The 24477-nt window shown below is 64.6% G+C and carries 16 protein-coding genes and 1 tRNA gene; 4 read left to right on the forward strand and 13 right to left on the reverse strand.

The window, feature by feature from the left end:
* Positions 1-14: 14 nt before the first annotated feature.
* Together AC1DSD_RS03925 and AC1DSD_RS03930 are read right to left on the reverse strand one after the other, a co-directional pair.
* Positions 15-2093, reverse strand: coding sequence for a beta-galactosidase (locus AC1DSD_RS03925; protein WP_478028630.1), 2079 nt, complete (start codon positions 2091-2093; stop codon positions 15-17).
* Positions 2094-2167: 74 nt separating this feature from the next.
* On the reverse strand, positions 2168-3715 hold the full coding sequence (locus AC1DSD_RS03930; protein WP_478028631.1) for an alpha-L-fucosidase: 1548 nt from the start codon (positions 3713-3715) through the stop codon (positions 2168-2170).
* A 118-nt stretch (positions 3716-3833) separates the two neighbouring features.
* Between AC1DSD_RS03930 and AC1DSD_RS03935 the strand changes: the two genes are divergently transcribed.
* Both AC1DSD_RS03935 and AC1DSD_RS03940 read left to right on the forward strand, forming a co-directional pair.
* Positions 3834-4781, forward strand: coding sequence for an IclR family transcriptional regulator (locus AC1DSD_RS03935; RefSeq protein ID WP_478028632.1), 948 nt, complete (start codon positions 3834-3836; stop codon positions 4779-4781).
* 203 nt (positions 4782-4984) lie between these two features.
* Positions 4985-5989, forward strand: a complete 1005-nt coding sequence (locus AC1DSD_RS03940) for a zinc-binding alcohol dehydrogenase family protein (RefSeq protein WP_478028633.1) — start codon at positions 4985-4987, stop codon at positions 5987-5989.
* Positions 5990-6331: 342 nt separating this feature from the next.
* Here the strand turns inward: AC1DSD_RS03940 and AC1DSD_RS03945 are convergent, their stop codons facing one another.
* The 6 genes from AC1DSD_RS03945 to AC1DSD_RS03970 all read right to left on the reverse strand — a co-directional run bounded on the left by AC1DSD_RS03945 (position 6332) and on the right by AC1DSD_RS03970 (position 17772).
* Positions 6332-8353, reverse strand: a complete 2022-nt coding sequence (locus AC1DSD_RS03945; protein ID WP_478028634.1) for a glycoside hydrolase family 97 protein — start codon at positions 8351-8353, stop codon at positions 6332-6334.
* 21 nt (positions 8354-8374) lie between these two features.
* Positions 8375-9403 (reverse strand): cupin-like domain-containing protein, encoded by a 1029-nt coding sequence (locus AC1DSD_RS03950; protein ID WP_478028635.1) that lies wholly within the window; start codon positions 9401-9403, stop codon positions 8375-8377.
* Positions 9396-10877, reverse strand: coding sequence for a tryptophan 7-halogenase (locus AC1DSD_RS03955; protein WP_478028636.1), 1482 nt, complete (start codon positions 10875-10877; stop codon positions 9396-9398). The genes AC1DSD_RS03950 and AC1DSD_RS03955 overlap by 8 nt, the downstream gene beginning before the upstream one ends.
* The gene (locus AC1DSD_RS03960) at positions 10874-12427 is read right to left on the reverse strand and encodes a tryptophan halogenase family protein (protein WP_478028637.1); all 1554 of its coding nucleotides are present in this window, start codon (positions 12425-12427) and stop codon (positions 10874-10876) included. The genes AC1DSD_RS03955 and AC1DSD_RS03960 overlap by 4 nt, the downstream gene beginning before the upstream one ends.
* Before the next feature lie 71 nt (positions 12428-12498).
* A complete protein-coding gene (locus tag AC1DSD_RS03965) occupies positions 12499-15915 on the reverse strand; it encodes a TonB-dependent receptor (protein ID WP_478028638.1) in 3417 nt (1138 codons plus the stop codon).
* 333 nt (positions 15916-16248) lie between these two features.
* Positions 16249-17772, reverse strand: coding sequence for an MFS transporter (locus AC1DSD_RS03970; protein ID WP_478028639.1), 1524 nt, complete (start codon positions 17770-17772; stop codon positions 16249-16251).
* A gap of 54 nt (positions 17773-17826) precedes the next feature.
* Between AC1DSD_RS03970 and AC1DSD_RS03975 the strand changes: the two genes are divergently transcribed.
* Entirely contained in the window at positions 17827-18843 is a 1017-nt protein-coding gene (locus AC1DSD_RS03975) for a LacI family DNA-binding transcriptional regulator (protein ID WP_478029017.1), read from the forward strand.
* 121 nt (positions 18844-18964) lie between these two features.
* Here AC1DSD_RS03975 and AC1DSD_RS03980 read toward each other — a convergent pair.
* The 5 genes from AC1DSD_RS03980 to AC1DSD_RS04000 all read right to left on the reverse strand — a co-directional run bounded on the left by AC1DSD_RS03980 (position 18965) and on the right by AC1DSD_RS04000 (position 23591).
* Positions 18965-19039 (reverse strand) — tRNA-Glu (locus AC1DSD_RS03980).
* A gap of 72 nt (positions 19040-19111) precedes the next feature.
* Entirely contained in the window at positions 19112-20866 is a 1755-nt protein-coding gene (gene recJ, locus AC1DSD_RS03985; protein ID WP_478028640.1) for a single-stranded-DNA-specific exonuclease RecJ, read from the reverse strand.
* Positions 20867-21242: 376 nt separating this feature from the next.
* Positions 21243-21926 carry a prolyl hydroxylase family protein gene (locus AC1DSD_RS03990; protein WP_066816337.1) on the reverse strand — a complete coding sequence of 228 codons (684 nt, stop codon included), beginning with the start codon at positions 21924-21926 and terminating at the stop codon, positions 21243-21245.
* Between the two features lie 83 nt (positions 21927-22009).
* Entirely contained in the window at positions 22010-22942 is a 933-nt protein-coding gene (locus tag AC1DSD_RS03995; protein ID WP_478028641.1) for an RcnB family protein, read from the reverse strand.
* Between the two features lie 109 nt (positions 22943-23051).
* Positions 23052-23591 (reverse strand): (2Fe-2S)-binding protein, encoded by a 540-nt coding sequence (locus AC1DSD_RS04000; RefSeq protein ID WP_066806483.1) that lies wholly within the window; start codon positions 23589-23591, stop codon positions 23052-23054.
* A 77-nt stretch (positions 23592-23668) separates the two neighbouring features.
* Here AC1DSD_RS04000 and AC1DSD_RS04005 point away from each other — a divergent pair, with 77 nt between their 5' ends.
* Positions 23669-24469, forward strand: a complete 801-nt coding sequence (locus tag AC1DSD_RS04005) for a DODA-type extradiol aromatic ring-opening family dioxygenase (RefSeq protein ID WP_478028642.1) — start codon at positions 23669-23671, stop codon at positions 24467-24469.
* The last annotated feature ends 8 nt before the right edge of the window (positions 24470-24477 follow it).

Genomic DNA, 24477 nt, shown 5'->3' on the forward strand with positions numbered 1-24477 from the left:
CGTTCTCGCGACTCCTATTTGACGAGTTCTACGCCATACGGGGCCAGCGCGACGGTGCCGGCATAGCGCTTGTGCGACAGCATGCCCGTCTTCACGCCATGGAACGACACGGTGATCGGGCCCTGGGTCGTGTTGACGTAAAGCGTACGCCCATCGACCTCGCGCGCGACCACCCCTGGCGGTGTCGCCGGGCCGCGCTTTATACCAAGGGCGGGATAGAGCGACCGCACCAGCGGTCCAAGCAGTTCGGCTTGCGGCGCGGTGGCGACGTAGATCGCCTCGCCCTTGCCGAAATGATTGACGGTGATCGCGGCGCTCTTTTGTGGCGTGTTGGCGAACGTCGCCAGCGGCTTGGCGGTGCCGAGCTCGAGCACTTCATAATAAGGGTCGCTGCCGGTCAGCGTCTGCTCCTTGAAGGTGACCTTCAAGGGCTGATCAGCGCGATAGAACGCATTGGTCCGCAGGCCGAAAACGTCGCTCAGCCTGCCCGGAAGGGATGTTTCGAACCATTTGCCCGTCTCATCGACCTTCGCCGAATAGCCGGTCATGATCACCGTCCCGCCATTGGCGACGTACTGTCGCACGGCGGCCGCGGTCGGTTCGTCCATCACATAGCTGCTGGGAAGAATCGCGAGCTTGTAACGATCGAGCGCGTCGTGTCCAAAGTCGATGACCGCTGCGTCGATATTGTCCTCGAAGAATGGACGGAAGGCCGTCTGGGCCTGGCCGGTGTAATTGCCTTTGAAATATTCCGGCATCGTGTTCGGTCCCGGGGGCGGGCTGGTCAGCCAGAGGTTTTGGAACGAGAAGTTCACGGCGACTTCGGGCTGACGATAGCGCGGGAACCCCAACGTCTTCATGGTCTGGAATTCGCGCGCGATCTGGGCGAACTCGTCGACCTTCCACGATGGGCGGCCATCGTGATCGACTAGGCCGAACAATGCCTGCTCCTCGCCGCCGATATGCGAATTGAACGTCCATGCAAGGAAGGTCTGCGTATAATAGATCAGACCGAAATAGGCCCACATTCTCGAGCGGCCGGGCGTGCCATAATAGCCGCCTCCACCGGCAGTGAACTCATTGAACCAAAGCGGCGTGTCATGGCCCGCCCGGTTTGACATGGCCTCGAATGCGGCGCCGCCCGCATCGCCGGGGTAAAAGCCTTGCGCGCCATAGGTCGAGATCTTTTCCCACGAGCGCAGATAGTCGAAGCCCTTGGTGCCCGCCGTCGGCCAGAAGTTGGAAGCGACGGGAAGGTTCGGCGCATATTGCTTGCGCACCGCTTCCAGCTCCTCGAGCGCGCCGATCGTGTCGTCGGACCAGTAGCGGCGCAGGTCGAGATAGCGCTCGTTCGGACCAGGACCGCGTTCATAGGGCAGGTCCACCTGATCCCAGCTGTTGATGCGGCGCGACCAGCGCTGGGTCGCCCAGGCTTTGTTGAGCGCCTCGATAGAGCCGTAACGACGTTTGAGCCAGGCGACGAAACGATCTCGATCGGCCGCGGAATAGGACATGTGCCCGTTTCCGATCTCATTGTCGTAACCCACCGCGATCACTGCGGGATTGTGGGCATATCGCTCCATCATCTTCTGGGCGAGGCGTCGCGCCAGGCGGCGATAGTCCGGATCGCTGATATTGTCCCAATAGCGGCTCGCCGCGTTGATCCTGACACCGTCCTGGTTGATGATATCCACGCCGGGATAATGTTTGTGCATCCAGATCGGCGCCGGTTCACCAGGGATATCGACGATGACGCGGATGCCCGCCTGGTGCATCTGATCGATCACCTTGTCGAACCATTCGAACGTGAAGCGGCCTTCTTCCGGCTCGAACGAGTCCCAGGACAGATCGCCCATCCGCACCAGGTTGAACCCCGCGACCTTCATGATCGCGATATCCTGCCGGATCTGGTCCGGGCTGCGATCGACCGGCTGGTAGCAGGTGCCGACGAATAACTGGCCCTTTCCTGGCCATTCGGGGTGCCCGACCGCGCTCTGCGCGCGCGCCGGCGCGGTGAGACCGTCCGGTGCCAAGCCACTAGAAACAACGAGCGTAAGGGCAATGGCGGCGAGGCTAGCCGAGCGACGGTGCATGGTAGGTCCTTCGATGGATCGATGGTCGAAACGGCCGGGGCAATTGCTCGCGCCGACCCGGCGCAGTTTGGGTGTCAGGCCAAATGTATCTTGAAAACGCTGGCGTGGCGGGTCGGCAGACGGCCGGGGACGTCGATCGAAAGAGCTTTCGCGGTCCGGCGAAAGCCAACCGAGCCAGCGCCGAGCAGTTCGACGCCGACCACGCGGCCCTGCGCATGAGGCGCGTCGACCCGCAACGAAGCGATCTCCGTCACCTTCGACGGTTCGCCAAGCGTAATCGCGTAGAGCGCCTTGCCCTTGACCGTGAAGCGGATGTCGCGCGCCGAATAATCGACCTGCTCCTTGAACATGCCCGCTTCGGCCTCGGTTGGCCCCTCGCCATAAATGGCCCATGGACGTGTGCCGTGGATGGCCTCAGCGTTGACCGCCATCCACGCCGAGAGCTCGGTCAGGAGCTCATCCGATTCCGGCGGCAGCGATCCATCCGCGTAGAGGACCACATTCAACAGCATGTTGCCGTTCTTGCTGACGATGTCGGCAAGCATGGTCAGGATTTCCCCGGGCGTCTTGTATTTGTAATTGTCGCTGTAGAACCAGTCGCCGTTGGAGGTGTCGGTCTGCCAGGGTAGGGGGTTGATGCCGTTGAGCACGCCGCGCTCAACGTCCTGCACCATTCCTTCCTTGAAGAACTCGCCCGTGCCGCTGTCCTTGCAATTATAGACTGCCTCAAGGCGCCCGGTGCGGGCGATGCTGCTATTGTAGAGATGGGCGACCAGCGTGCGACCGACCTCGCCGAACGGCAGTCCGCCATCCGAATAGAGAAGGTCCGGCTGGTAACCGTCGACGAGATCGCGGATCCGCTTCAACCAGCGCTGATGGTAAGCAGGATTGGTGGTGTACCAGCTTTCCCTGGTGTTGCGGAACGGTTCGTCGCGATTGTCGTGATAGAGATCGGCATAGGCCAGATCGGCGCCGTCATAGGGGACGCCAAGCTTGGGCCAGAACTGGTCGTAGAGATGGTTCGGATACGACCAGCAATAGCTGGCGCCGAGATGTTCGGAAACGCCGAAGCGGAGTCCTTGCCGCTTCGCCGCCGCCTGCCAGGCGCCGACGACGTCGCGCTTCGGCCCCATGGCGGCGGCATTCCAACGATGGTGTTTCGAGTTCCAAAGGTCGAAATTGTCGTGGTGCACGCCCATCGAGACGAAATATTTCGCGCCCGCCGCCGCATAGCGCGTCATCAGCGCGTCCGGATTCCAGCGCTCGGCCTTCCATAGCGGGATGAGGTCCTTGTAGCCCTTTTCCGACGGATGTCCGTAGGTCTTGAGATGGTGATCGTAGTGCGGATGGCCTGGCACATACATGAAGCGGGCGTACCAATCCCCCTGACGCGGCACCGCTTGCGGGCCCCAATGCGCCCAGATGCCGAACTTCGCGTCCCTGAACCAATCCGGCGTCCGGTAGGTTTTGAGCGATTCCGGCGTCGCGTTGAACGGGCCGCGCGCGATGTCGCGTTCGGTCGCTGAGGGTGCGGCGGCCGCAGGCTGAATCCGGCCAAGCGCGCCAGCGCCAAGGGCAAGAAACGGGCCGCCCAAAATCTCGCGTTTGCTGAACCTCGTCATCTCTCTCCCCCGGCGGTGCGCGCTTTCCGGTCTAGCCGTCGCAGATGGCTCACTGATCATTTTCACTGGTGCAATACTATTCTCTTTGATGCAATCTGGCTAGTATGAACGCAGGCAAGTGGTGCTTGATCTGGATCGAAGCCTGGCCGCCAGCGGGCTCAGAGAAGATATGGAAACGGGCGCGGTTCGCCCGCCGATGCCGATACCAGCCTTCCGACTTGTGCTGCGCCGCAGGCCGGGCGATCACGCCTCTGACAGAGAGCATGGAGAGATTGAGGCCGCGATGGGACGAACAGGGGTGAAAGGGACCTACGCCGCGCCGGCGATCCACAAAGCCTTCGAGGTGATCGAACTGCTGGTGAAATGGCCGCAGGGAGCTTTGGTCAGTGAGATGGCAGCCGATCTAGGGCGTACCGTCGGGGAGTTGTTTCGCATCGTGGTCGTGATGGAGCAGCTGGGATATCTTCAGAAATCGCAGACGACCGATCGCTACACGGTCACCTATAAGCTCCTCGACCTCGCCTACCGGGCGACACCGTCGCAGGATCTCGTCCGGGCGGCGCTGCCGGAAATGCAGGTATTGGCAATGGAAGCCGGCCAGTCCTGCCATCTGGTCGTGCCGAACGGCGGTCGCGGCATCGTGATAGCGCGCGAAGAACAGCCAGGTACGCGTGGCTTCGCGCTCAAGGTAGGCGCTCATATCGACATCGTGGCGAGCTGCTCCGGCCAGGTCATCCTGGCATTTTCAAACGACCAGCGCCGCGAGCAGATTGTGCGCGCCGCGGAAAGCGAGCGTGGCGTCGAGGTGGACCGCGCCTGGCTGACGGAGCGAAAGGAAGCGATCCGTGCTGCCGGCTTCGATCTGCGCAAGAGTCCGATCACCTATGGCGTGACCGACATCAGCTTTCCGGTCTTCGGCTTTGATCGCGAGGTCATTGCGGCGTTGACCATTCCCTTCCTCGAACTGATCGACGGTTCGCAGAAAGTCCATATCGAGGCGGCATGCGATCTCCTCCGCTTGGCCACGATACGCGTGTCGGATCGGCTAGGCTATCAACCGGGCTGACTTCTCCGCGATCTACGATGGCCTGATCGCAATCGCGCCGGGTCGGCGCATCCGGTCCGAGACACTCGGCCTCGGGAATGCGAATTCCTGTCTTGCGAACTTGGCGTCAGATCGTAAGTAAAAGCCGTTAGCGCTAGCGATAACGAACTTGCATATACGGAAATAACCGTGCGATGGGCGATGTCCTGGAGGGACCGATCGTTATGCGCGCCATTATTTGCCGTGAGCCATTTCACCTCGACGTAATCGCGCGCGATAAACCGCAGCCGGGACCTGGCGAGGCGCTGATCCACATTCGGCATATCGGCCTGTGCGGCACCGACTTCCATATCTTCGCCGGGAAACATCCCTTTCTGGATTACCCGCGGATCATGGGCCACGAATTAGGCGGCGAAATTGTTGCCCTGGGCGAGGGGACGTCTCTGCGCATCGGGCAGCAGGTCGCGATCAATCCCTATCTCGCGTGCGGTCATTGCGTGGCGTGCCGCCGCGACAAGCCCAACGCTTGCGTCAACATTCGCGTGCTCGGCGTCCATATCGATGGCGGCATGTGCGAATTCCTGGCCGTGCCGCAAACAGCGGTGATCGATGCGGAAGGCCTCTCGCCGGTGCAGGCGGCGATGGTCGAGTTCCTGGCGGTAGGAGCGCATGCAGCCGCCCGCGCGCCAAAAGGCGGCGACCATATGCTCGTCGTAGGCGCAGGGCCGATCGGTGTCGCGACTGCGCTGTTCGCGAAGCTGGATGGAAGAAAACCGCTACTCGTCGATCGGCTGCCCGCTCGGGTCACCTTCGTTCGCGACCGCCTTGGGCTGGACGGGGTCGTCGCGGATGACGAGCTTGATCAGACGCTTGCCGACCGGACCAACGGCGACATGTTCGACGTCGTGGTCGACGCCACCGGATCGCTGGCGGCGATGCGTCACAGCTTGTCGTTCGTCGCGCATAGCGGTGCACTGGTGCTGGTCGGCGTCGCGCAGGGCGAGCTCAGTTTCGAAGACCCGGAATTCCACAAGCGCGAGGCGACGCTGATCGCGAGCCGAAATGCACTGGCTGAGGACTTCTCGCGGGTGATCGAGGCGATAAAGTCCGGAGCTATTCCGACCGATGTCCTACACACCCACAGCATCGCGGCCGACGAATTGCCGCAGCGCCTGCCCGAATTGATCCGCAATGCCGACAGCATTCTCAAGGTCGTTGCGTCGTTCTGATCGCCGCTGTGACTGTGGCCGCTCGATCCCAACATTCTCCTGTAGCGCGCGGCGCACGTTTCGATTTTCCCGGCTAGGGAAGAGCGCGAATCTGATTTGGTTGGGCAATAATGCCCAGCTTACCCGACCAAGCATTAGAATGGAGCGGCTGGCACGGCGGTTCCGAACATCGTGGGACGCTCTTTGGCCAGGTGATAGCTTTCGGCCAGTGCGTCGGTCTGCAGCCCTTCGATCAGAACGCTGACTGCCACGAGCCCGCGAGAAACCGAGCCGGTGTCAGCAATGCGCTGTAAGCCGATTCCCGGGAGTGAAAACTGACACAGCGTCCGACGATCGCGGGCGTTATTCGATTAGGCGAAACCTTATCGCCGTACCGCCGCCGGGTGCAAGGTCGAGCGGCAGCACGTCGGTGGAGGTCACGATCTTCTTCTCGATCGTGATCGCCAGCGGATTGACGCGGTAATCGGCATTGGGGCCGTCGCGATAGATCTGCGCTTCGTACTTTTTGCCCGGCGCCAAGAAGGTGAGCGGCTGCGGCAGCGATCGCGCATTCTCGTCGGTGATCGCGCCCAGGAACCAATCCTGTCCATGGCGCGACCGGCGCGCGACGACGACGTAATCGCCGATCTCTGATTGCAAGGTTTTTGACGTCTCCCAATCGGTCGGCACGTCGCGGATGAACTGGAACGCGCCCAGATTCTTCTCGTAATTTTCGGGCAAATCCGCGGCCATCTGGATCGGGCTGTAGAGCACGACATATTCGGCCAATTGCGTCGCCAAGGTCGATTGTACCCGCCGCGTCACATCGTCCTTGCCGTGCGCGACGTCGAAGATGCCGGGGGTGAAATCCATCGGTCCGCCGAGTAACCGCGTGAACGGCAGGATCGTCATATGCTCGGGCGGATTGGTCGGCACGCCCCAGGCGTTATATTCCTGCCCGCGCGCACCTTCGCGAGTGACCATATTGGGCCAGGTGCGGCGCAGGCCAGTGTCCTTGACCGGCTCGTGCGCGTCGATGGCGATGCGGTATTTGGCGGCGGTTTCGGCGACCAGCAAATTGTGGCGCACCATGAATTGGCCGGCGAACCACTCGCCCTTGCCGTCGCGGTCGAGGATGTCGCCGGCATGGCGAACATAACCGGTCTTCACCGCATGCACGCCATAGCTGTTGTAGAACTTCATCGCGTCGTTGAGCTGGTTCTCGTAATTGATCACCGCGCCGCCGGTCTCATTATGCCCGATCAGCTGGACGCCCTTCGACTTGGCGTAAGCGGTGATCGCGGCGATGTCGAAATCGGGATAGGGCTTGGTGAAGCTGAACTTGTCGCCATTGGTGATCCAGTCGCCGTCCCAGCCGAGGTTCCAGCCTTCGACCAGCACGCCGCTGAAGCCGTATTTGGCGGCGAAATCGATATAGCGTTCGACGTTCGCGGTGGTCGCGCCGTGACGCATCCCGCTGCCCCAGGTGGTCTTGTCGAGGTGCATTTCCCACCACACGCCGACATATTTGCCCGGGGTGAACCACTTCTGGATGTCGGGGATTTTGCTCGGCTCGTTGAGGTTGAGTTCGATCCGGCTGTCGGCCAGCGCACCCGGCGTCTCGCCGATCAGCACCGTGCGCCACGGCGTGGTGAAGGCGCCGGTCTTCTTCGCCAAGGTGCCGTCGGGCCACGGCATCAGCCAGGCGGTCAGCGTGCCTTCGCCATTGCCCTGGAGCAGCATCGACGGGAAGTCGACCATCGCCGCTTCGTGGAACGAGAGGTAGAGGCCGTTGTCGCCCTTCATCGTCAGCGGCGTCTCGGCGAGTGCGATGCGGCGCGCGTCGGTCTGGGTGTAGAGATATTCGTCGCGTTCCTGGCCCAGCCCCTGATACCACCAGGCCTGATAGGCGCCGAGCGTGTGGAACTGCGTCCGCTCGGCCGTGACCGCGACGTCCTGCCCGGCCGGGATGCCGGCATATTCATAGCGGAAGCCGACACCGTCATCGAACAGCCGGAAGGTGACGTCGACCGTCTTGTTGAGCGCGGTGTCGCCGCTCAGCGTCACGGTCAGCTGAGTGTGGTTGTCGCGGATCACCCGCTGCTCGCCCCAGGGCTGTTCCCAGCTCGTGTCCGACGCGGCGCGGCGCGGATTGCCGATCGCGGTGTAGCGCGCGGCGGGCTCGCCCTTGAAGGTCAGGCCGAGCTCGGACGGCGCGAGTACGACCGCGCCCTTGCGCGTGACCTCGTACAGCGCCTGGCCGTTATCGACCCACACGCAGACCTCGATGACCTTACCCGGCGATTGCGCGCATTCGCGCGTGGCGGCCGCGGCCGAGGCGGTCCAGCCGAGCGCGGCGATCAGGGCAAGCGAGCGAAGGATCATCGGGTCTTTCCTTGGGGAGAGTCAGGAGGATTTGAGCAAGGCGGTACGAAGCTGCTGACGCAGCGCCGCGCGGGCGGACGGGGACATCGGACCGAGCGGCCCCTGCAATGAGGCGGGGATATGCGAGAGGACGTCGCCGCGCTCGGCGAAGACATAGGCCGCGATCATCTCGCGCCAGTAATCGCGCTCGCTCGGCGGCAAGTCGCGAAACGCGAGCAGGGCGGTCAGGAAGGCATGGTTGGGCGCATCGCCGCCGCCCCACCAGTAATTGACCATCGCATTATACGGATCGAGCGAGGTGACGTGGTGCCACCAATAGCGCGGCATGAAGAGCGCTTCGCCCGGCTCGAGAAACGCCACGCGCGCGGCGGCGATGGCGTCGGCGTAGCGCGGGAAGCGCGTTAGGTCTGGGGCTTCGGGATCGACCAGCGAGAGGGGCGGGGGATTGTCGGGCGGGCCGACATAGAGGTTGCCGACCTGATCGGGCGGGAACAGCACGAAGCGGCGGCGCCCGGCGATGACGCAGGCGAGGTTACGGTCGCGGTCGTTATGCGTCCGCGTATGCACCGCGCCGCCCAGCCACAGCCGCGGGCCGACCCCGGGCAGGAGCGGCATCGGATTGTGCTCGACGAAATCGGGCATCGCCTGGTCGAGCCGCAGCATCTGGATCGCCAGGGTCGGCGTGTCGCGCTGGCCGATCAGGCTCTCGATCCGGTCGAGCGTGGCGCCGAGCGATGCCTGGCGCTTGGTGAAGGTAAATTCGCGCAGATCGGGGCCATAAGCGAACTGGCCCTTATGCCGCGCGGGCGCTTCCATCACCGGCACCGGCGCGCCGCGATCCAGGCGGCGGAAATAGGTGTCGAGCGTCGTCGTCCCCTGCATCCCCGCTGCGAGCGCGGGCCAGGTGTCGAACAGGCGCTGGACAATGACCGGCTCGCCCGCGGCGACGATCGCGGCGAAGTCCTCCGCGCCGGTGACGCTGCGCTTCTCGACACGCGGCAGACTGTCGAGCGCGGCCGGATCGCGCGCCAGGCGGATGGGCTCAACCATTGGCCATGCCCAATGCCTGAGCATGCGTAGGCTGGCGCAACACCGCGTCCTTGACGAACCCGAGCATGGTCCGGAACTGCGCCTTGACCGTGTCGGGCGCCGTCGCGTCGATTCGCGGCGGATAGCTTTCGGGCGTGACCCCCAATCCGATCAGCAGCGCCCGCCAATTGTCGGTCGGGATGCTGTCATCCTCCATCGGCGACACGTCGCCCCGCGCGCGGAAAGTCGCGACGATATGCGTGAGTTCGGGCGGCGGCGGCGCGGCGCGGCCGGTATCCCAGAACAGCCCGGGATAGGGCGCGAGCGCATAGAAGGCGGCCTGATAGTCGCGCAGCCGCTCGAACGACGAGCGCATCAGGCGGTTGTATTCGTCACGGCTCGGCGCGGTGTCCTGCCCGGCCGGGAAATAGGTCAGCAAGGTGATCAACCCGAGCTGGACCGCGTGGAGGTCGAGATTGTGGATCGGGTCGAGCGCGCAGGCCGCGCTGCCGATCGCGACGCAATTCTGCGCCCAGGCCTGCCCGCGCCGCCCGGGATCGGAGGGGCGCAGGATCGGATCGGCGAGCGACAGCCCGGCCGCGGCGCCGAGCCGGCCCAGCGCGTCCTCGGGCTCGGTAAGCGCGCTCGAGAAAGCGTGGAGGACATGGGTCGCCGCCTGGGTCGGGTAGAGCGCGGCCCAGCCGGGGTGCCAGGCGCGCAGTTCGGCATAGGTCGGGATCGGCGTGAAGGGTTGCGCGCGGGCCGCGAACACGCGGTCGGCCGGGAAGTGCGCGCGCCAGCTTTGCTGCTCGATCCCGAGCGTCTTGCCGATCAGCGCCGCATCGCTGCCGGTCGCGTCGACGAACAGCTCGCCCGCGACGCGCTCGCCATCGGCGACCAATGCGATGATGTCGCCGTCGTTGCCGCGCTCGATCGCGATATGGTTGGCGGTCCGCATCGCCACGCCGATCCGCGCCGCGACGCTCTTCAACCCGGCGGCATAAGCAATGGCGGGCAAATGATAGCCGTAATCGGCGCGGCCATAGGCCTCGCTCGCTTCGTCGGGAATCATCACCCGGCCCTGGCGCGCGGCGGCGGCGGTCAGCGAGAATTGCTCGAGGGGGACGTCGAGCCCGAGCCCGCGCGCCTTCACCCAGTAAGCGAAGAAGTCGTTGCCCTCGATCGGCATGCCATAGGCACCATAGGCATTGAGGAAAGGTCCGTGGCCGCCGAGCATGTCGCGGATATTCTGGCCGAGCGAGAAGGCGCCGCCGGTCGCGCGGAGCAGCCCGGCTTCGTCGAGCCGCAACCTGGTGTGGAGCGCCTCGATCCCCGGCAATGTCGCATAGACGTCGCTGACGTGGAGCAGACTCGGCAGCTCGATCGCGGTGACCGCGACGCCGGCGGGCTTGAGCGCCGCCTGGAGCACGCTCGCGGCGAGCCATAGTGGCGCATCGCGGCCGAGCAGGACGAGGTTCTGGATGCGCGCGCTCATGCTGCCGGCTCCAGCACGGGGGCGGGGCAATAGGATCGGATGAAGTCGCCATGCGCGGTCATGTCGGCGGCGTTGACCTCGATCCGGTATTTGAGGTCGGCGAGCCTGGCTGCGAGATCGTCGAGCGGGACTGCCTCGGCCAGCGGATTCCAGGCGGCGGGTAGCACGCCCTGGCCGACCAGCACCGCAAGCCAGCTGTCGCGCGAGAACAGGCCGTAACGGTAATCGGGCGCGGCGGCCGAGGCGCGGAACAAGGCGATCTTATGTGCCAGGCTCTCGGGCAGCTCCATATTGCGGACATGATCCCACAATGGCTGCCCGTGCCGGCGGTTGGCGGTGTAATGGAGCACCAGGAAATCGCGGGTGCGGTCGTAATGCACCTCGAACAATCGGTTGAACTCGGCTGCGAGCCGCGGATCGATTCCGCTGCGGTGCGTCGGCATCAGCCCGATCAGATCCATCACCGCGGCCTGGATCAGGAAGATCGAGGTGGATTCTAGCGGCTCCAGAAAACCACTGGCGAGCCCGACCGCGACGCAATTGCCCGCCCAGGCGGCGGCGCGGCGCCCGGCCTGGAAGCGCAGCAGCCGCGGCTCGGCGAGCGGCGGCGCGTCGAGCGCGCCGAGCAGCACGTCGCGCGCGTGCTCCTCATCGGTGAAGTGGCTCGAAAAGACATAGCCGTTGCCGGTGCGGTGCTGCAGCCCGATCCGCCACGTCCATCCTGCCTCCTGCGCGGTCAGCCGGGTGAAGGGGAGCAGCGGCTCGGTGCGCATGTTGGGCACGGCCAGCGCGCGGTCGCAGGGCAGCCAATGGCTCCAATCCTGCCAGCCGACCTCCATCGTCCCGCCGACCAGCAGCGAGCGGAAACCCGAGCAATCGACGAACAGGTCGCCGGCGATCGCCGTGCCTGAGGCGAGCGTCAGCGACGCGACATGGCCAGTGGCAGTATCGCGCGCGACATCGACTACTTTGCCCTCGATCCGCGTGACCCCGAGCGGCATGGCCCAGCGGCGCAGGAATTGCGCGTAGAGCGCGGCGTCGAAATGATAGGCGTAAGCGTAGGTCGCGCGGATCGACTTCGGGTCTTCGTTGGGGAATTCGAACGCGTTGTTGCGGCACGCGGCGATCGCGAACGAATAATCGTGCAGTTCGGAGGCACGGCCGGCGGCGTGCGCGCGAGCCCAATGGTGCTGGAAATCGACCCCCGCCCAGGGCTCGCCGAATGTGCCGAACGGATGGACGTAGCGCTCGCCGGACTGGTCCCAGCCGACGAACTCGATACCGATTTTGAACGCGGCCTGGGTCTCGCGCATGAACTGCGCCTCGTCGATCCCCAGCGTATCGTTGAACACCTTGATATGCGGCAGCGTGGCTTCGCCGACGCCGACCGTGCCGATCTCATCCGATTCGATCAGCGTGATGGCATAGTCCTGCCTGGGCAGCAGCTTGACCAGCGCCGATGCCGTCATCCAGCCGGCGGTGCCGCCGCCGACGATCACCACCTTCAATGGATCGGGCTTCAGCGATTCTGGTTCTGGTGCCGGCGCCATGATGGTTTTCCCTCACAAAAATTGGGCGCCACCGTCATTGGAAGGGTGGCGGCGGCGCCCAGTGGAGGAAATCAGAACTTGAACCGGCCGCCAACCGAGAAGCGGCGGTCGACCACGCCCCAATTGGCATCCATGAACACCGGCTTGGCGCCCGGCGTCGCCTTGGAGTCGCCGAAGATCTGCTGCTGGTAGACCGTCCGGGTGTTGAGCAGGTTCGAGCCTTCGACCAGGAACTCGAAATTCTTGACCACCGACACGCGCAGCGATCCGTCGAGGAACCCGGCGGCTTTCTGGAACACCGGCAGGCCGACGCAGCAGTCGAGGTTGTTGGTCAGGAAGCGCGACCGCCAATTGTACGCGACGCGGAGCGCGACCGGGCCCTTTTCGTACAGGCCGACCAGGTTGAACGAATGTTTCGAAATCCCCGCCAGCATGTGCGAGTCGATCACCGCGCCGCGCCCGCCGCTGACGTCGAGCCCCGCGCCCTGGCCGCCGGTGCCGCCGGCATCGAGCGCACCCACCGCGATCAGGTTCGAATTGTTGATCCCCGATTGCGAGACGAAAGTATAATTGGCCTGGATGCCCAAACCCGACAATAGGCCGGGCAGGAAATCGAAGAACGTCTGGTAACCGACCTCGAACCCCTTGAGCTCGCCCCCGCTCTTTTCGTTGCGAGGGCCGCGCAGCAGCACCGTCTGGGTCGATCCGTTATTCGTGAACTGGCGCTCAAACTGGCCGTACGAGATCGCATTGTGCAGTTTCTTGTAGAACAGATCGACCGTGAACGAGGACGACTTGCCCATATAGCGTTCGAAGGTGAGGTCGAACTGGTCGGCGGTCATCGGCTTCAACCCGGCATAGCCAGACTCAGCGTTGAACACGAAATTGTAGCCAGTGACGTTGGCGGCAACGTGTGCCGCCGTTGGCGAGTTATAAACGATGTACGGCGAGTCCGGCCCGGTGTTGATGATCGGCGAATTGATCGACACGAAGTTCCTGAGCAGCCCGAAATCGGGCCGTGACAAGCCGCGCGAATAACCGAAGCGGATATAGGTCTTGGAGTCGAGGCCGAACCGGACGTTAAAGCTCGGCAGCACGTTGGTGTAGGACGCCTTGAGCGTGTTGGCCGATCCGCCGCCAGCTGCGAAGGCCAGGACTTGCGGCGTCAAATAGCAACTTGGCTGCACGATCGCGGTACCGGACACCGGCGTCGCGCAGGACGGCAACAGGTTGAGCGCGGTGCTGGTCGGATAGGCGACCGCGCCGTTACTCGTCACTTCGGTGCGGATTACGCGGACCCCGATATTGCCCTTGATGCGAACGCCACCGCCGAAGATCGGCTGGTCGCCGCCGAAATTGAGCATGGCATAAGCGGCCTTGGTCCGTTCGGACGTCCTGGTCACTTCCGACGGCGTGAAGCAATTGTCGACCGTCGCCTCGGGCCGGTCGCAAATCGCGGTATAGCCGGGCGCGATCGGCGAATTGGTGGTGGCGCCGCTCAATGACTGGAGCAGCTTGGGGAAGTTCTGCAGCGTGTCGCGGTTCAGATAGACCAGCGGGCCATTGTTATAGGCGCTGCCATTGTAGAAATTGCTGCCCAGGCTGGTCGATTCCCAGATGTCCGCGCCATAACCCTTGAAGTTCGAATTGCACGCCGCGGCCGGATTGGGAGTCGTGTTGTCGGCGTTGAAGCCGGCACCGTTGCAATTCCAACTGGCTGCGATCGGGGTCCAATTGAAGGTCGAATAGCGGACCGTCTGGTTGCGATCGGCGTAGCGCACGCCGACCTTGAGCGAGTCGAGCCAGCTGCCCTTGTCGAAATCATATTGCAGGTCGCCCTTGAACGCCCATTCGTCGGCGTCGTTATCCTCGACATGGCCCTGGATGAACGGGATCCAGTAATTGTGCGGATTGGCGAGCCCGCCGGCCGCGTAATTGACGTTCGATCCAGGCAGCAGTTTGATCTCGGGCGCGTTGCCGTCGGTCAGACTGTACTGGTAATTGGCCATCGATCCGACCGCGACCAGGATGTCGTCATTGTTGGTCGACGCGGTGATGCGCTGGCCGTCGAGCGTCAGCTTGAGATTATCGGTGATCTTCCAATCGATATTGGCCGAGAAGTCGCGCGTGCCTTCGCTATGGTCGAAGTTGCGCGCCTCGTTCTGGAAATAGAGGCCGTCGCGAAGCGTCGTGCAATGACCGGTGCCGCAATTGTTGACGAACGGCATGCCGGGCACCGCCGAGCCTGTGTTGATCGCGTCTTGGTCGTTGCCGCTCCAGCTTCCGTTCCAACTGCCATGACCCTGGGTCAGCACGCCCGATCGCAGCATGCCGTTCGAGCCAAAGACCAGCGCTCCGCTCCCGTCGGCCGCGCCGAGGATCGTCGAGCTGCGCGGGTTGAACGCCGGCGTGCCGTAGGCATTGCCCTCCAAAATCGCGTGTGAAGCGCGTTCGAGCCAGGCGTTGTGATATTTTGAATCGGTATATTGCACGGTCAGCAGGAAACGTTCGGACTTGTCCTGGAACTGGCCGGCAAGCGCGATGCCGCGCCGCGTGCGGTCATAATCGACCTGCGAATAGCGGATGCCGTCGGGGGCATATGCCCAGCCGGTGCCGCCGAACGGATTGGCGGTACAGCCGATCGCGCCGTCCGACCCGACATTGGCGGTGCCGTCGGGCTTGAACGCACCTGCCGAACAATAGGTGTCGATCTTGTCGAAGATCACGCTTTCGGTCCGCGTGATCACATGGCTGCGTGCGAAGTCGGCGAGGAAGCCGAACTTGCCGATCTCGGTGTCGAACGTGTCGCTGATCAGCGCCGAATATTCGCCGGTCCACTTTTTCGAGCGGTCGCCATAATCGGCCTTGGCGTTGCCGGTGACGACCAGCCCGTTCTGGTCGAACGGCAGACGTGTGCGCAGGTCGACGGTGCCGGCGATACCGCCCTCGATCATGTCGGCGGTCAAATTCTTGTAGACATCGACGCGCGACATCAGTTCGGGCGAGATGTCGTTGAAGTTGAGCCCGCGCGCGGCGTCGGCGGAGAAACTGTCACGGCCGTTGAACTCGGTGCGGACCTGGGTCAGGCCGCGGACCAGCACGCCGGCGGCTTCACCCGAGGGGTGGGTCGAATCGTCGGTCGACTGCAGCCGCGAAACGGTGATGCCGGGAACGCGCGAGAGCGCGCCCGACACCGACGTGTCGGGGAAGGCGCCGATATCGGTCGCGCTGATCGAATCGACGATCGTCGCCGCATTGCGCTTGGTCTCGGCCGCATCGCCGAGCGCGCGGCGCACACCGACGATCAGGATGTCGTTATCGTCCGCGGCCGAAGAGCCACTATCCGCTTGCGGCGCCGCGGTCGGGCTGGTGGCGGCTTCCGGCGCAGTCTGCGCTTGCGCGCCAGTCGCGGCGAACATCGCCAGCGTCATCAGCGAGGTGCCGCTCCACAGAAGGCCGCGGCTACGGCTCGAACCCAGTTGCTTCATCGATCACTCCCCTAATGCACGCCCCTCATGCGGAGGCTTTATCCCGTTGCTCGCGCGGCCGAGCTGCATGCCCGGCGCGCGGCGCGAATCACCTTCTGTGGAATCCCTGCGGCGCGTCGTCGCGTGCCATGTGCCCTTTCATCCCTCCTTCGCGGCCCGGCTTTGTGCGGTGCGCGCGACTCCATCGATTGCAATTCAATGCAACGATTTGCGCTTTGTTGCGTAGATTTTCGCGACGCGCAAGCGCTGTTTTATGGCGGAGTCACTAGGGAGTCGCTAAATTCAGGAGAGTGTTGCGCAAATTCATCTATGCAAAATTTGCATAAACCGTTTTCAGGATTCGGGGATGAAGAGCGCGGCCAGCGCCGCGGCCGCCATCGCCGCCGCCGCCAGTCCCAACGCGAGGATCGCCTGATTGCCGAGCCAATGGTGGACGATCGCGCCGAGCAGGGTCGCCGCGACAAGCTGGGGCAGCACCAGGAACATATTGTGGATGCCCATATAGACGCCCATTTTCCGGGGCGGCACCGCGCTGGCGAGCATCGCATAAGGCAATGACAGGATTGCCGCCCAGGCGCAGCCGATGCCGATCGTCGGCAGCCACAGCAAATAGGGATCGTCGACCAGCACGAACCCGGCTAGCCCCAGCGCACCGAGCGCAAGGCTCGCGGCATAGATGTTGCGCCGGCCGATCCGCGCGGCGAGCGAGGGCAAAGCCAGCGCCGCGATCGCCGCCACGCCGTTATAGCCGGCGAACAATATGCCCACCCAATCGGCACCAGCATTGTACGCCGCCGAGCTCGCGTCGGCAGTGTGGTAATGGTGTGCTGCGACCGCCGGGACGGTGTAGATCCACATCGCGAACAAGGCGGTCCAGGTGAAGAACTGGACCAGCGCCAGGTGCCGTAGCATGCGTGGCATGTGGAGGATGTCCTCGACGATCTCGAACACGCCGAGCGAATGCCGTCCGCCGCGCCGCATCGCCACCGCGGCGAGTTGCGCGAGGCCGAACACGAAGGCGATCGCGGCAAGCACGTAGATTTCGCGCTCGAGCTGCTCTGCGAACGCGAAGCCGGCGATCTCGCCGCCGCCGAGCATCCACAATGTTCCACTACGCGCTAGCGTCGCAGCGCCAGTCGTGCTCGGCACCGCATGCTCGACCAGATCGGGCGCGTCGGCGGCAAGGCTTTCGGGCGGGCGTTCAGTCGTGGTGGCGACCGTCCAGGCGACCGCCGTGAGCAGCCCGACCGCGCCGATATAGAAAGTCAGCCGGACCGAAGGCGGCAGCACGCCGGGCGGAGCGGTCGCGGCGACGCCGAACCAGTGGGTCAGGATCCAGGGCAGCGCCGAGGCGAACACCGCCCCTGAGCCGATGAAGAAGACCTGGACCGCGAACCCTTCGGTGCGCTGATCCTCCGGCAAGGCATCGGCGACCAGCGCGCGGAACGGCTCGGCGGCGACGTTGATCGAGGCGGTGAGCAGCCACAGAGCGAGGCTGGCGGTCCAGATGCTGGCGGCATTGGGCATCGCGACCAGGGCGATCGCGGTCAGGATCGATCCCGCCAGCAGGAACGGCCGCCGCCGTCCGAGCGGTCCCCAGGTGCGATCGCTCCAATGCCCGATCAGTGGCTGGACGAGCAGCCCGGTGATCGGCGCCGCGATCCACAGGATCGGCAATTGGTCGAGCTGGGCACCGAGCGTCTGGAAGATCCGGCTGGTGCTGCCGTTCTGCAATCCCCAGACGATCTGCACCCCGAACAGGCCGCAGCACATGTTCCAGATTTGCCCGATCGTCAGCCGCGGCCGCCGCGTCGGCGCCGGTGGTGAAATGCCCGCGTCCCCCTCGTTCGCTTGCAAAACCTGCCCTTCGCTCCTTAAGTCGGCGCCGGTTAGCGGGTCAGCTTGAGCGTAATGGGCACCAACAGCAACAACAATACAACGCTGCAAGACCTCGCCAAACTGGCGGGCGTCTCGGTGTCGACGGTGTCGCGCGCGCTCAACGACGAGCCGGTGATCAGCGCCAAGACCAAGCAGCGCATCTGGGCGCTGGCGCGCGAGCACGATTATCCATTCCGCCATTACATGCCCGCAGCACCAATCGGTGCCGAGGGATCGATCGCGATCGTCACCCCGCACATGCGCGGGCGGCCCGTGCCGCTGACTCACCCATTCTTCCTCGAGCTGATCGCGCAGATCGGCGAGGCGGCGCGCGCGCGGTCGTGCGACTTCATCGTCAGCCACACCTCGCCGGAAAATTATGACGACCTTGTCCATGCCGTGACCACTAGCCGTGCCAGCGGGGTGATCTTCCTGGGCCAAGGGATGCTCCACGATCAGCTCAACCAGCTCGCGACCTCGACCAATGGGCATTTCGTGGTGTGGGGCGCGCATATGCCGGGGCAGAAATATTGCTCGGTTGGGTCGGACAATATGCTCGGCGGCCGGCGCGCGACGTCGCACTTGGCGCGCATGGGACGGCGCAACATCATGTTCCTCGGCGGCAGCGACCCCGAGGCGCTACAACGCCGCCGCGGCTATATGGAGGGCGTGAAGGAAAGCGGGCTGGAGGCCGACCCCAATTTAATCGTCTCAGTCGAATTCGAGCTCGAAGCTGCCGAGGCGGCCGTGGCGCGGCTGCTCCATCGTGGTGTGGTGTTCGACGGCATCGTCGCGACGAGCGACTTGATCGCGTTGGGCGCGATCCGCGCGATCAAGCGCGCGGGGCGCGACGTGCCAGGCGACGTGTCCGTGGTCGGGTATGATGACATGTTGCTCAGCCGGCTGAGCACGCCAACGCTGAGTACCATCCGCCAGGACACTGCTGAAGCGGGACGCTTGCTGGTTTCCCGCATACTCGATTTCTCCCCGGATCATTTGCCAGTTCACCTGCCGACCGACCTGATCGTGCGCGAATCCTGTGGCGGGTGACGACGTCGCCATGACCTGAGCGCTGTCGGGCGGGCGGCTGTGCCTTTCCCGTCGCCGCCTGCCGATAACCGGTACGCCGCCTCAATGCGGGTCTCGATATCGCTATTTCTTGTGGAAAGTTTGGTGACCCCTACGGGAATCGAACCCGTGTTTCAGCCGTGAAAGGGCCGCGTCCTAACCGCTAGACGAAGGGGCCGAGCGTGTCGGCGCGGGGGAGCGGTTAGGGAAAGCGAGGCGTTCGGTCAAGCGTTGTGCGCGTTTGTCGCGCTCAATCCGCCCAGGCGGCGTCATCGAGATGCAGTTCGGCGGCGGGACGCGATCCCCAGTCGTCGACTTTGGGTCGTCCGGCGAGCCATAATTTACGGTCTCGCGGCGCCTGTAAGAGCGTCTGGCCGAGCAACGTGTCGGCCGAGCGGAACGCCATCGCCTTGAGGCTGCGGCCATCGTCGCCGGCGACGATGGCGCGGACATGACCATTGCCGACCACGTCGACACGGACGATTCGGAACGGTCCGGCGGCGACGCGCGGCGCCGGCCAGCCCATGCCATAGGGGCCGCCCGCTTCCATCGTCTCGCACAGACCGGGGGTCACGCCGCCCGGCGCGAGCAGGGCGTCGACCAGCAAGGCGCGGTCCTCGCGTGCCAGCGCCACCGCGGCGGCGAGACGTTCTTCGAGGAACGCGGCAAATTCGGGGATGCGATCGGCCTCGATCGTCAGCCCGGCCGCCATTGCGTGCCCGCCACCGGCGACGAGCAGACCCATCTCCTTCGCCGCCAGCACAATGGCGCCGAGATCGACGCCGGTAATCGATCGGCCGGATCCCTTGCCTGTGCCGGCGTCGTCTACCGCGATGACGATGGCGGGAATACCGAGCTTTTCCTTGAGCCGTCCCGCCACGATGCCGATCACGCCGGGGTGCCAGCCTCGGCCGGCGACCACGGCGACGGCGCTGCCATGGGGCAGCAACTCGGCCTGTTCCTGAACGATCGACTCGATCGCGCGGCGCTCCTCGTTGAGGCGGTCGAGTTCGGCAGCGATGGTGCGCGCTTCGTTGACGTCCTCGGTGGTGAGCAACCGCACGCCGAGATCGGCGCGCCCGACGCGGCCACCCGCATTGATCCGTGGACCCAGCGCGAAGCCGAGGTCGCTGCAAGTCGGCGCACGGGTCAGCCGCGACGCCTCGACCAGGGCGGCAAGGCCGACATTGCCGCGCTGTGCCATCACTTTCAGCCCCTGGGCCACGAACGCGCGGTTGAGGCCCTTCAACTGCGCGACGTCGGCAACCGTGCCGAGCGCGACCAGATCGAGCAGGTCGAGCAATTTCGGTTCGGCCCGGCCGGTGAAGAAGCCGCGCCCGCGCAACTCGCGCAGCAACGCCGCACCGAGCAGAAACGCCACCCCAACTGCCGCGAGGTGGCCGTGCGCGGCGCCATCGCCCTCATCGAGCCGATTGGGATTCACCAGAGCATGCGCATGGGGCAAAGCGGCTGCGCATTTGTGATGATCGACAACGATCACGTCGACCCCGGCCTCGCGCGCCATGTCGAGCGCCTCGAATGCCTGGGCGCCGCAATCGACCGTGACGATCAGCGTGGCGCCGCCGCCGGCGATCCGCACCAGCGCTTCACCCGATGGGCCGTACCCCTCCATCAACCGGTCCGGGATATAGGCAGCCGGCGCGAGGCCCAGGTCGCGCAGCAACCGGATCATTAGTGCCGCAGAAGTTGCGCCATCGACGTCGTAATCGCCGAAAATCGTGACCTGTTCGTTCGTCTGGACGGCGTCGGCCAGGCGGCGCGCGGCTTTGTCCATGTCGTTGAAGATCGAGGGGTCGGGCATGAACCCGCGAATGCTTGGCGACCGATTGGCCTCGATCGCCTCGCGCCCCACACCGCGCGCGAGCAGCAATTGCGTCACCAGATCGTCGGGCTGGAATCCCGGATCGCGCGCGTCGGCAGCCAAAGCGCGCCAGCGCCAGGCCTGGCCAAGAAACGATCGGGAGATGCCGGCGACATGATCCATCGCCAGCGGCTTAGCCGCGTGGGGTCCGGTAGGCTAGGCGGCTTACGGCGAGCGGTCGCCAGACGTCAAACTTGAGTGATGTGCGTGTCGGTCCGACTGCGGTCGAGTTTCCAGCCCGACAGCGTCCAAACCATCGGCCGGCCGCAACCGGCGCACTCGCCGATATATCGGCCGTCCTCAGGACGAGAACTGGCCGGGTCGCGGCGGTGCATCCCGACCGCGCACCCTAGTAATTGCCACGACATTACGCATGCACCTTGTCCCGCACGCTCCGCTAAACGAAGCCGATGCATGCGGAGTTCCGGCGCTGCGGCATTTCGCTCGCCATCGTACCCCATAAGGGGTCGCGCCCAGCGTGAGGTCCCGCGCGGTAGTCTTAATAGACCGCCCAATCGTTCTCGCGGAACCACTTGGTGATGATGTATTTGACGCCCTTCACCACCGGCATGCCTTCGTGCAGCGTCAGCGTATTGGGGCTGCCGTCCGGGTTCATGTTGTTCCAGGCGAGCAGCAGACCGCGGCGGGGCGCGACGCGCAGGCCGGCTTGCGGGAACCAGGTCGCACCGCCTTCCTCGACATCGTTCAGATAGATCATCGCGGTCCAGGTGCGCTGGCCGCCGGTCCGCTTCATCTCGGCCCAATATTTCTGGTTTTCGTGGAAGAAATCGTGGTGCGCGCGGAAATGCTGGCCGGGCGCATAGCGCTGCCCCTGCATCGTCTCGCCTTTCGCCGGCGGGATGCCGAGCAGATTGGCGATCGAGGTGTCGATCGGCGCGACATCGGGCGAATAGCGATCCATGTCGCAGCTTTCGCTGGTCCGGAACCCGTAATCCTCGCGATCGGCCAGCAATGTCGACGGACGGCGGTTGCCGTCGATGATCTTGATGAGCATCTCGCACTGCGCGGGGGTGAGGAAGTTCATGTAATAATAGGCTTGCGCCGCGCCGACCATCGCCGCCTGGACGTTGGGATTGGCGTCCAATCGCGCCGCCACTTCACTCCCGACGCGGCCGCGCTCCTTCGAGGTGCCGCCTGAGGGGTTCTTCTTCCTGCCGAACATGGCGCGGTTTCTTCGCGTCTCGCGCAAAAAAGGCAAGGGCCCGGAGACGAATCTCCGAACCCTTGCCCAGCGTGACGACCGTCTTACCAGAAGATGTCGTAGACTGTGTCGACAACCTCGCCGGTGTAGATATCCACCAACAGGGCGTCATTGTAATAGCGCACCCAACGATAGGGGCCGTATACTTCCGGCAGGCGGTAATCGTACGGGTCATCGATCCAATAGCTCTGGTTGAACAGGATCGAATTGAGGATCACGCCGGCCGAGAAACGGCGATAGCCATAGCTCCAGCCATAAGGCGCATAGTAACGCGGCAGCCGATAGGCGTTACGATTGTACGAGCGATAATTCTGCCAGTTGTAACGGTTGTCGTTACGCCAGCCGCGATTCCAGTTGCCGCCACGATCGCGGTCGTTGCCGCGCCAGCGATTGTCACCGCGTGCATTGCCGTTCCAGCCGCGATTGTCGTCGCGGTTACCCCGCCAGTTACGATCCTGGCGATTGTCGCCGCCGTTCCAGTTGCGGCCATCACGATTGTCGTTGCCGCCGCGGTTGCGCCAGTCGCGATAGCTATCGCGCTGACCGTCCAGGCGCGGCGCCGGCGCCGGGGTCACGGCCCCGTTATTGCCCCCGTTGTCGCCTGCACGGTTGCCGCGATAGCCACGCCAACCGCCATTGTCCCCGCCCCAGCGGCCGCCGCGTGCCTGCGGATTGGCATTGGGCACGGCGGGCGTAGCCGCCCCGCCATTGCCGCCGCGCCAGCCGCCATTGCCGCCGCCGTTCCAGCGGGGAGCGGGGGCAGGGGCGGGCGTTGGCGCCGGAGATGCGCTGCCGCCATTGTTGCGGCCGCCATCGCCGCCACGATTGCCCCGCCAGCCGCCATGGTCGCCGCGCGATTGATTCGAGTTCGCGCCGGCGTCACCGCCGCGACCGCGCCAGCCGCGATCCTGCGCCGAGGCGATCGCGGGCGTCATTGCCGCCGCGGCCATCAGCGCGATAAGAATAGTCCTGCGCATTAAATTTCTCCACTCGCCGGCGCACATGCCGGCCCAACGATAGTCGGGTTCTAGGCGAGTCGCACTGATCCTTTCCTGAATTGGTCTGACAGCCAATTGAAAGAATCGGCTAAGGCGTCGGGGTGAGTGCGGGCACGACGCGAGCCGCGTCCTTCGGGTCGATTCCCGGTCGCGGACCGGTCGCGACGGTGTCGTCGCCGCGCTGAATGCGGCCCGCGCGCTGGATCGCCTCGACCAAGCGGGGATAGACGCCGCAGCGGCAGATATTGGCGATGCTCTGGCGGATCTGCTCCTCCGACGGGCGCGGATTATTCCTGAGCAACACCGATGCGGCCATGATCATCCCCGGGATGCAGAACCCGCACTGGCTGACATTCTCCGCGAGGAACGCGACCTGGATCGGATGGCTGCGGTCGTGCGACAGGCCTTCGATCGTGGTGACGACACTGCCTTCGATCGATCCGATCGGCACCAGGCACGATTTCTTCGCCGCGCCGTCGATATCGACGATGCACGCGCCGCAATGTCCGGTGCCGCAACCATATTTGGTGCCGGTCAGGTTGGACGCGTCGCGCAATGCCCACAGCAGAGGCGTCGCCGGGTCCATGCGGTATTCGACCGGTTGATTGTTGACGGTGAACTTGGTCACGCCCGAAATGTAGGCGGAAACGCGCCGTTTCCGCTAGCGGCATTGTTGCCTGGGCGGACCGCGGCGATATTCCGCCCATGACCTTACCCACTTTGTTCATTCCGCATGGCGGCGGCCCCTGCTTCTTCATGGATCCCGATGGCGGCCCGTCGGATCCGATGTGGCAGCCGATGGAGCGCTATCTCGCCGGGCTGATCGACGGCCTGCCAGAACGGCCGCGCGCGATCCTGCTGGTATCGGGGCATTGGGAAGAGGACGAGATCACCGTCCATACCGGCGAGCGGCCCGAGCTGTTGTTCGACTATTACGGCTTTCCCGAGCACACATATCATTTGCGCTGGGACGCACCCGGCGCGCCTGAAATTGCCTGGCGCGCGGCGTCTTTATTGCGTGGGGCGGGGTTTGCGACGCGCGAGGAAAAGGCGCGCGGCTGGGATCATGGCGTGTTCATCCCGATGAAGGTCGCGGTGCCCGGCGCGGACATCCCGCTCGCGCAGATGTCGTTGCGCGCCGATCTCGATCCCGCCGACCATATCGCAATCGGGCGGGCGCTGGCCCCGTTGCGCGACGAAGGCGTGCTGATCGTCGGATCGGGGATGAGCTTCCACAATCTGCGCGTACGCGGCGCCGCGGCGATCGAGCCGTCCGCCGAATGGGATGCGGCGTTGACTGCGGCGGTGACCGATCCCGACCCGGCCCGCCGCGCGGAACGCGTCGCCGGCTGGCGGGCACTGCCGCACGCGCAATTCGCCCATCCGCGCGAGGAGCATTTGCTGCCGCTGATGGTCGCATTGGGAGCGGGCGGCGATGAGAAAGCGGTCCGCGACCATGAAAGTAACGTGCTCGGCTGGGCCGTTTCGGGCTACCGCTTCGGTTGAGAGCGTTC

Source organism: Sphingomonas sp. P4_D12 (genome assembly GCF_056401895.1).

Excerpts from the sequence above, each read along its gene's own strand:
- AC1DSD_RS03925 (WP_478028630.1), bottom strand. The coding sequence starts at position 2,093 with ATGCACCGTCGCTCGGCTAGCCTCGCCGCCATTGCCCTTACGCTCGTT.
- AC1DSD_RS03930 (WP_478028631.1), bottom strand. The coding sequence starts at position 3,715 with ATGACGAGGTTCAGCAAACGCGAGATTTTGGGCGGCCCGTTTCTTGCC.
- AC1DSD_RS03940 (WP_478028633.1), top strand. The coding sequence starts at position 4,985 with ATGCGCGCCATTATTTGCCGTGAGCCATTTCACCTCGACGTAATCGCG.
- AC1DSD_RS03945 (WP_478028634.1), bottom strand. The coding sequence starts at position 8,353 with ATGATCCTTCGCTCGCTTGCCCTGATCGCCGCGCTCGGCTGGACCGCC.
- AC1DSD_RS03950 (WP_478028635.1), bottom strand. The coding sequence starts at position 9,403 with ATGGTTGAGCCCATCCGCCTGGCGCGCGATCCGGCCGCGCTCGACAGT.
- AC1DSD_RS03955 (WP_478028636.1), bottom strand. The coding sequence starts at position 10,877 with ATGAGCGCGCGCATCCAGAACCTCGTCCTGCTCGGCCGCGATGCGCCA.
- AC1DSD_RS03960 (WP_478028637.1), bottom strand. The coding sequence starts at position 12,427 with ATGGCGCCGGCACCAGAACCAGAATCGCTGAAGCCCGATCCATTGAAG.
- AC1DSD_RS03965 (WP_478028638.1), bottom strand. The coding sequence starts at position 15,915 with ATGAAGCAACTGGGTTCGAGCCGTAGCCGCGGCCTTCTGTGGAGCGGC.
- AC1DSD_RS03975 (WP_478029017.1), top strand. The coding sequence starts at position 17,827 with ATGGGCACCAACAGCAACAACAATACAACGCTGCAAGACCTCGCCAAA.
- recJ (WP_478028640.1), bottom strand. The coding sequence starts at position 20,866 with ATGGATCATGTCGCCGGCATCTCCCGATCGTTTCTTGGCCAGGCCTGG.
- AC1DSD_RS03990 (WP_066816337.1), bottom strand. The coding sequence starts at position 21,926 with ATGTTCGGCAGGAAGAAGAACCCCTCAGGCGGCACCTCGAAGGAGCGC.
- AC1DSD_RS03995 (WP_478028641.1), bottom strand. The coding sequence starts at position 22,942 with ATGCGCAGGACTATTCTTATCGCGCTGATGGCCGCGGCGGCAATGACG.
- AC1DSD_RS04005 (WP_478028642.1), top strand. The coding sequence starts at position 23,669 with ATGACCTTACCCACTTTGTTCATTCCGCATGGCGGCGGCCCCTGCTTC.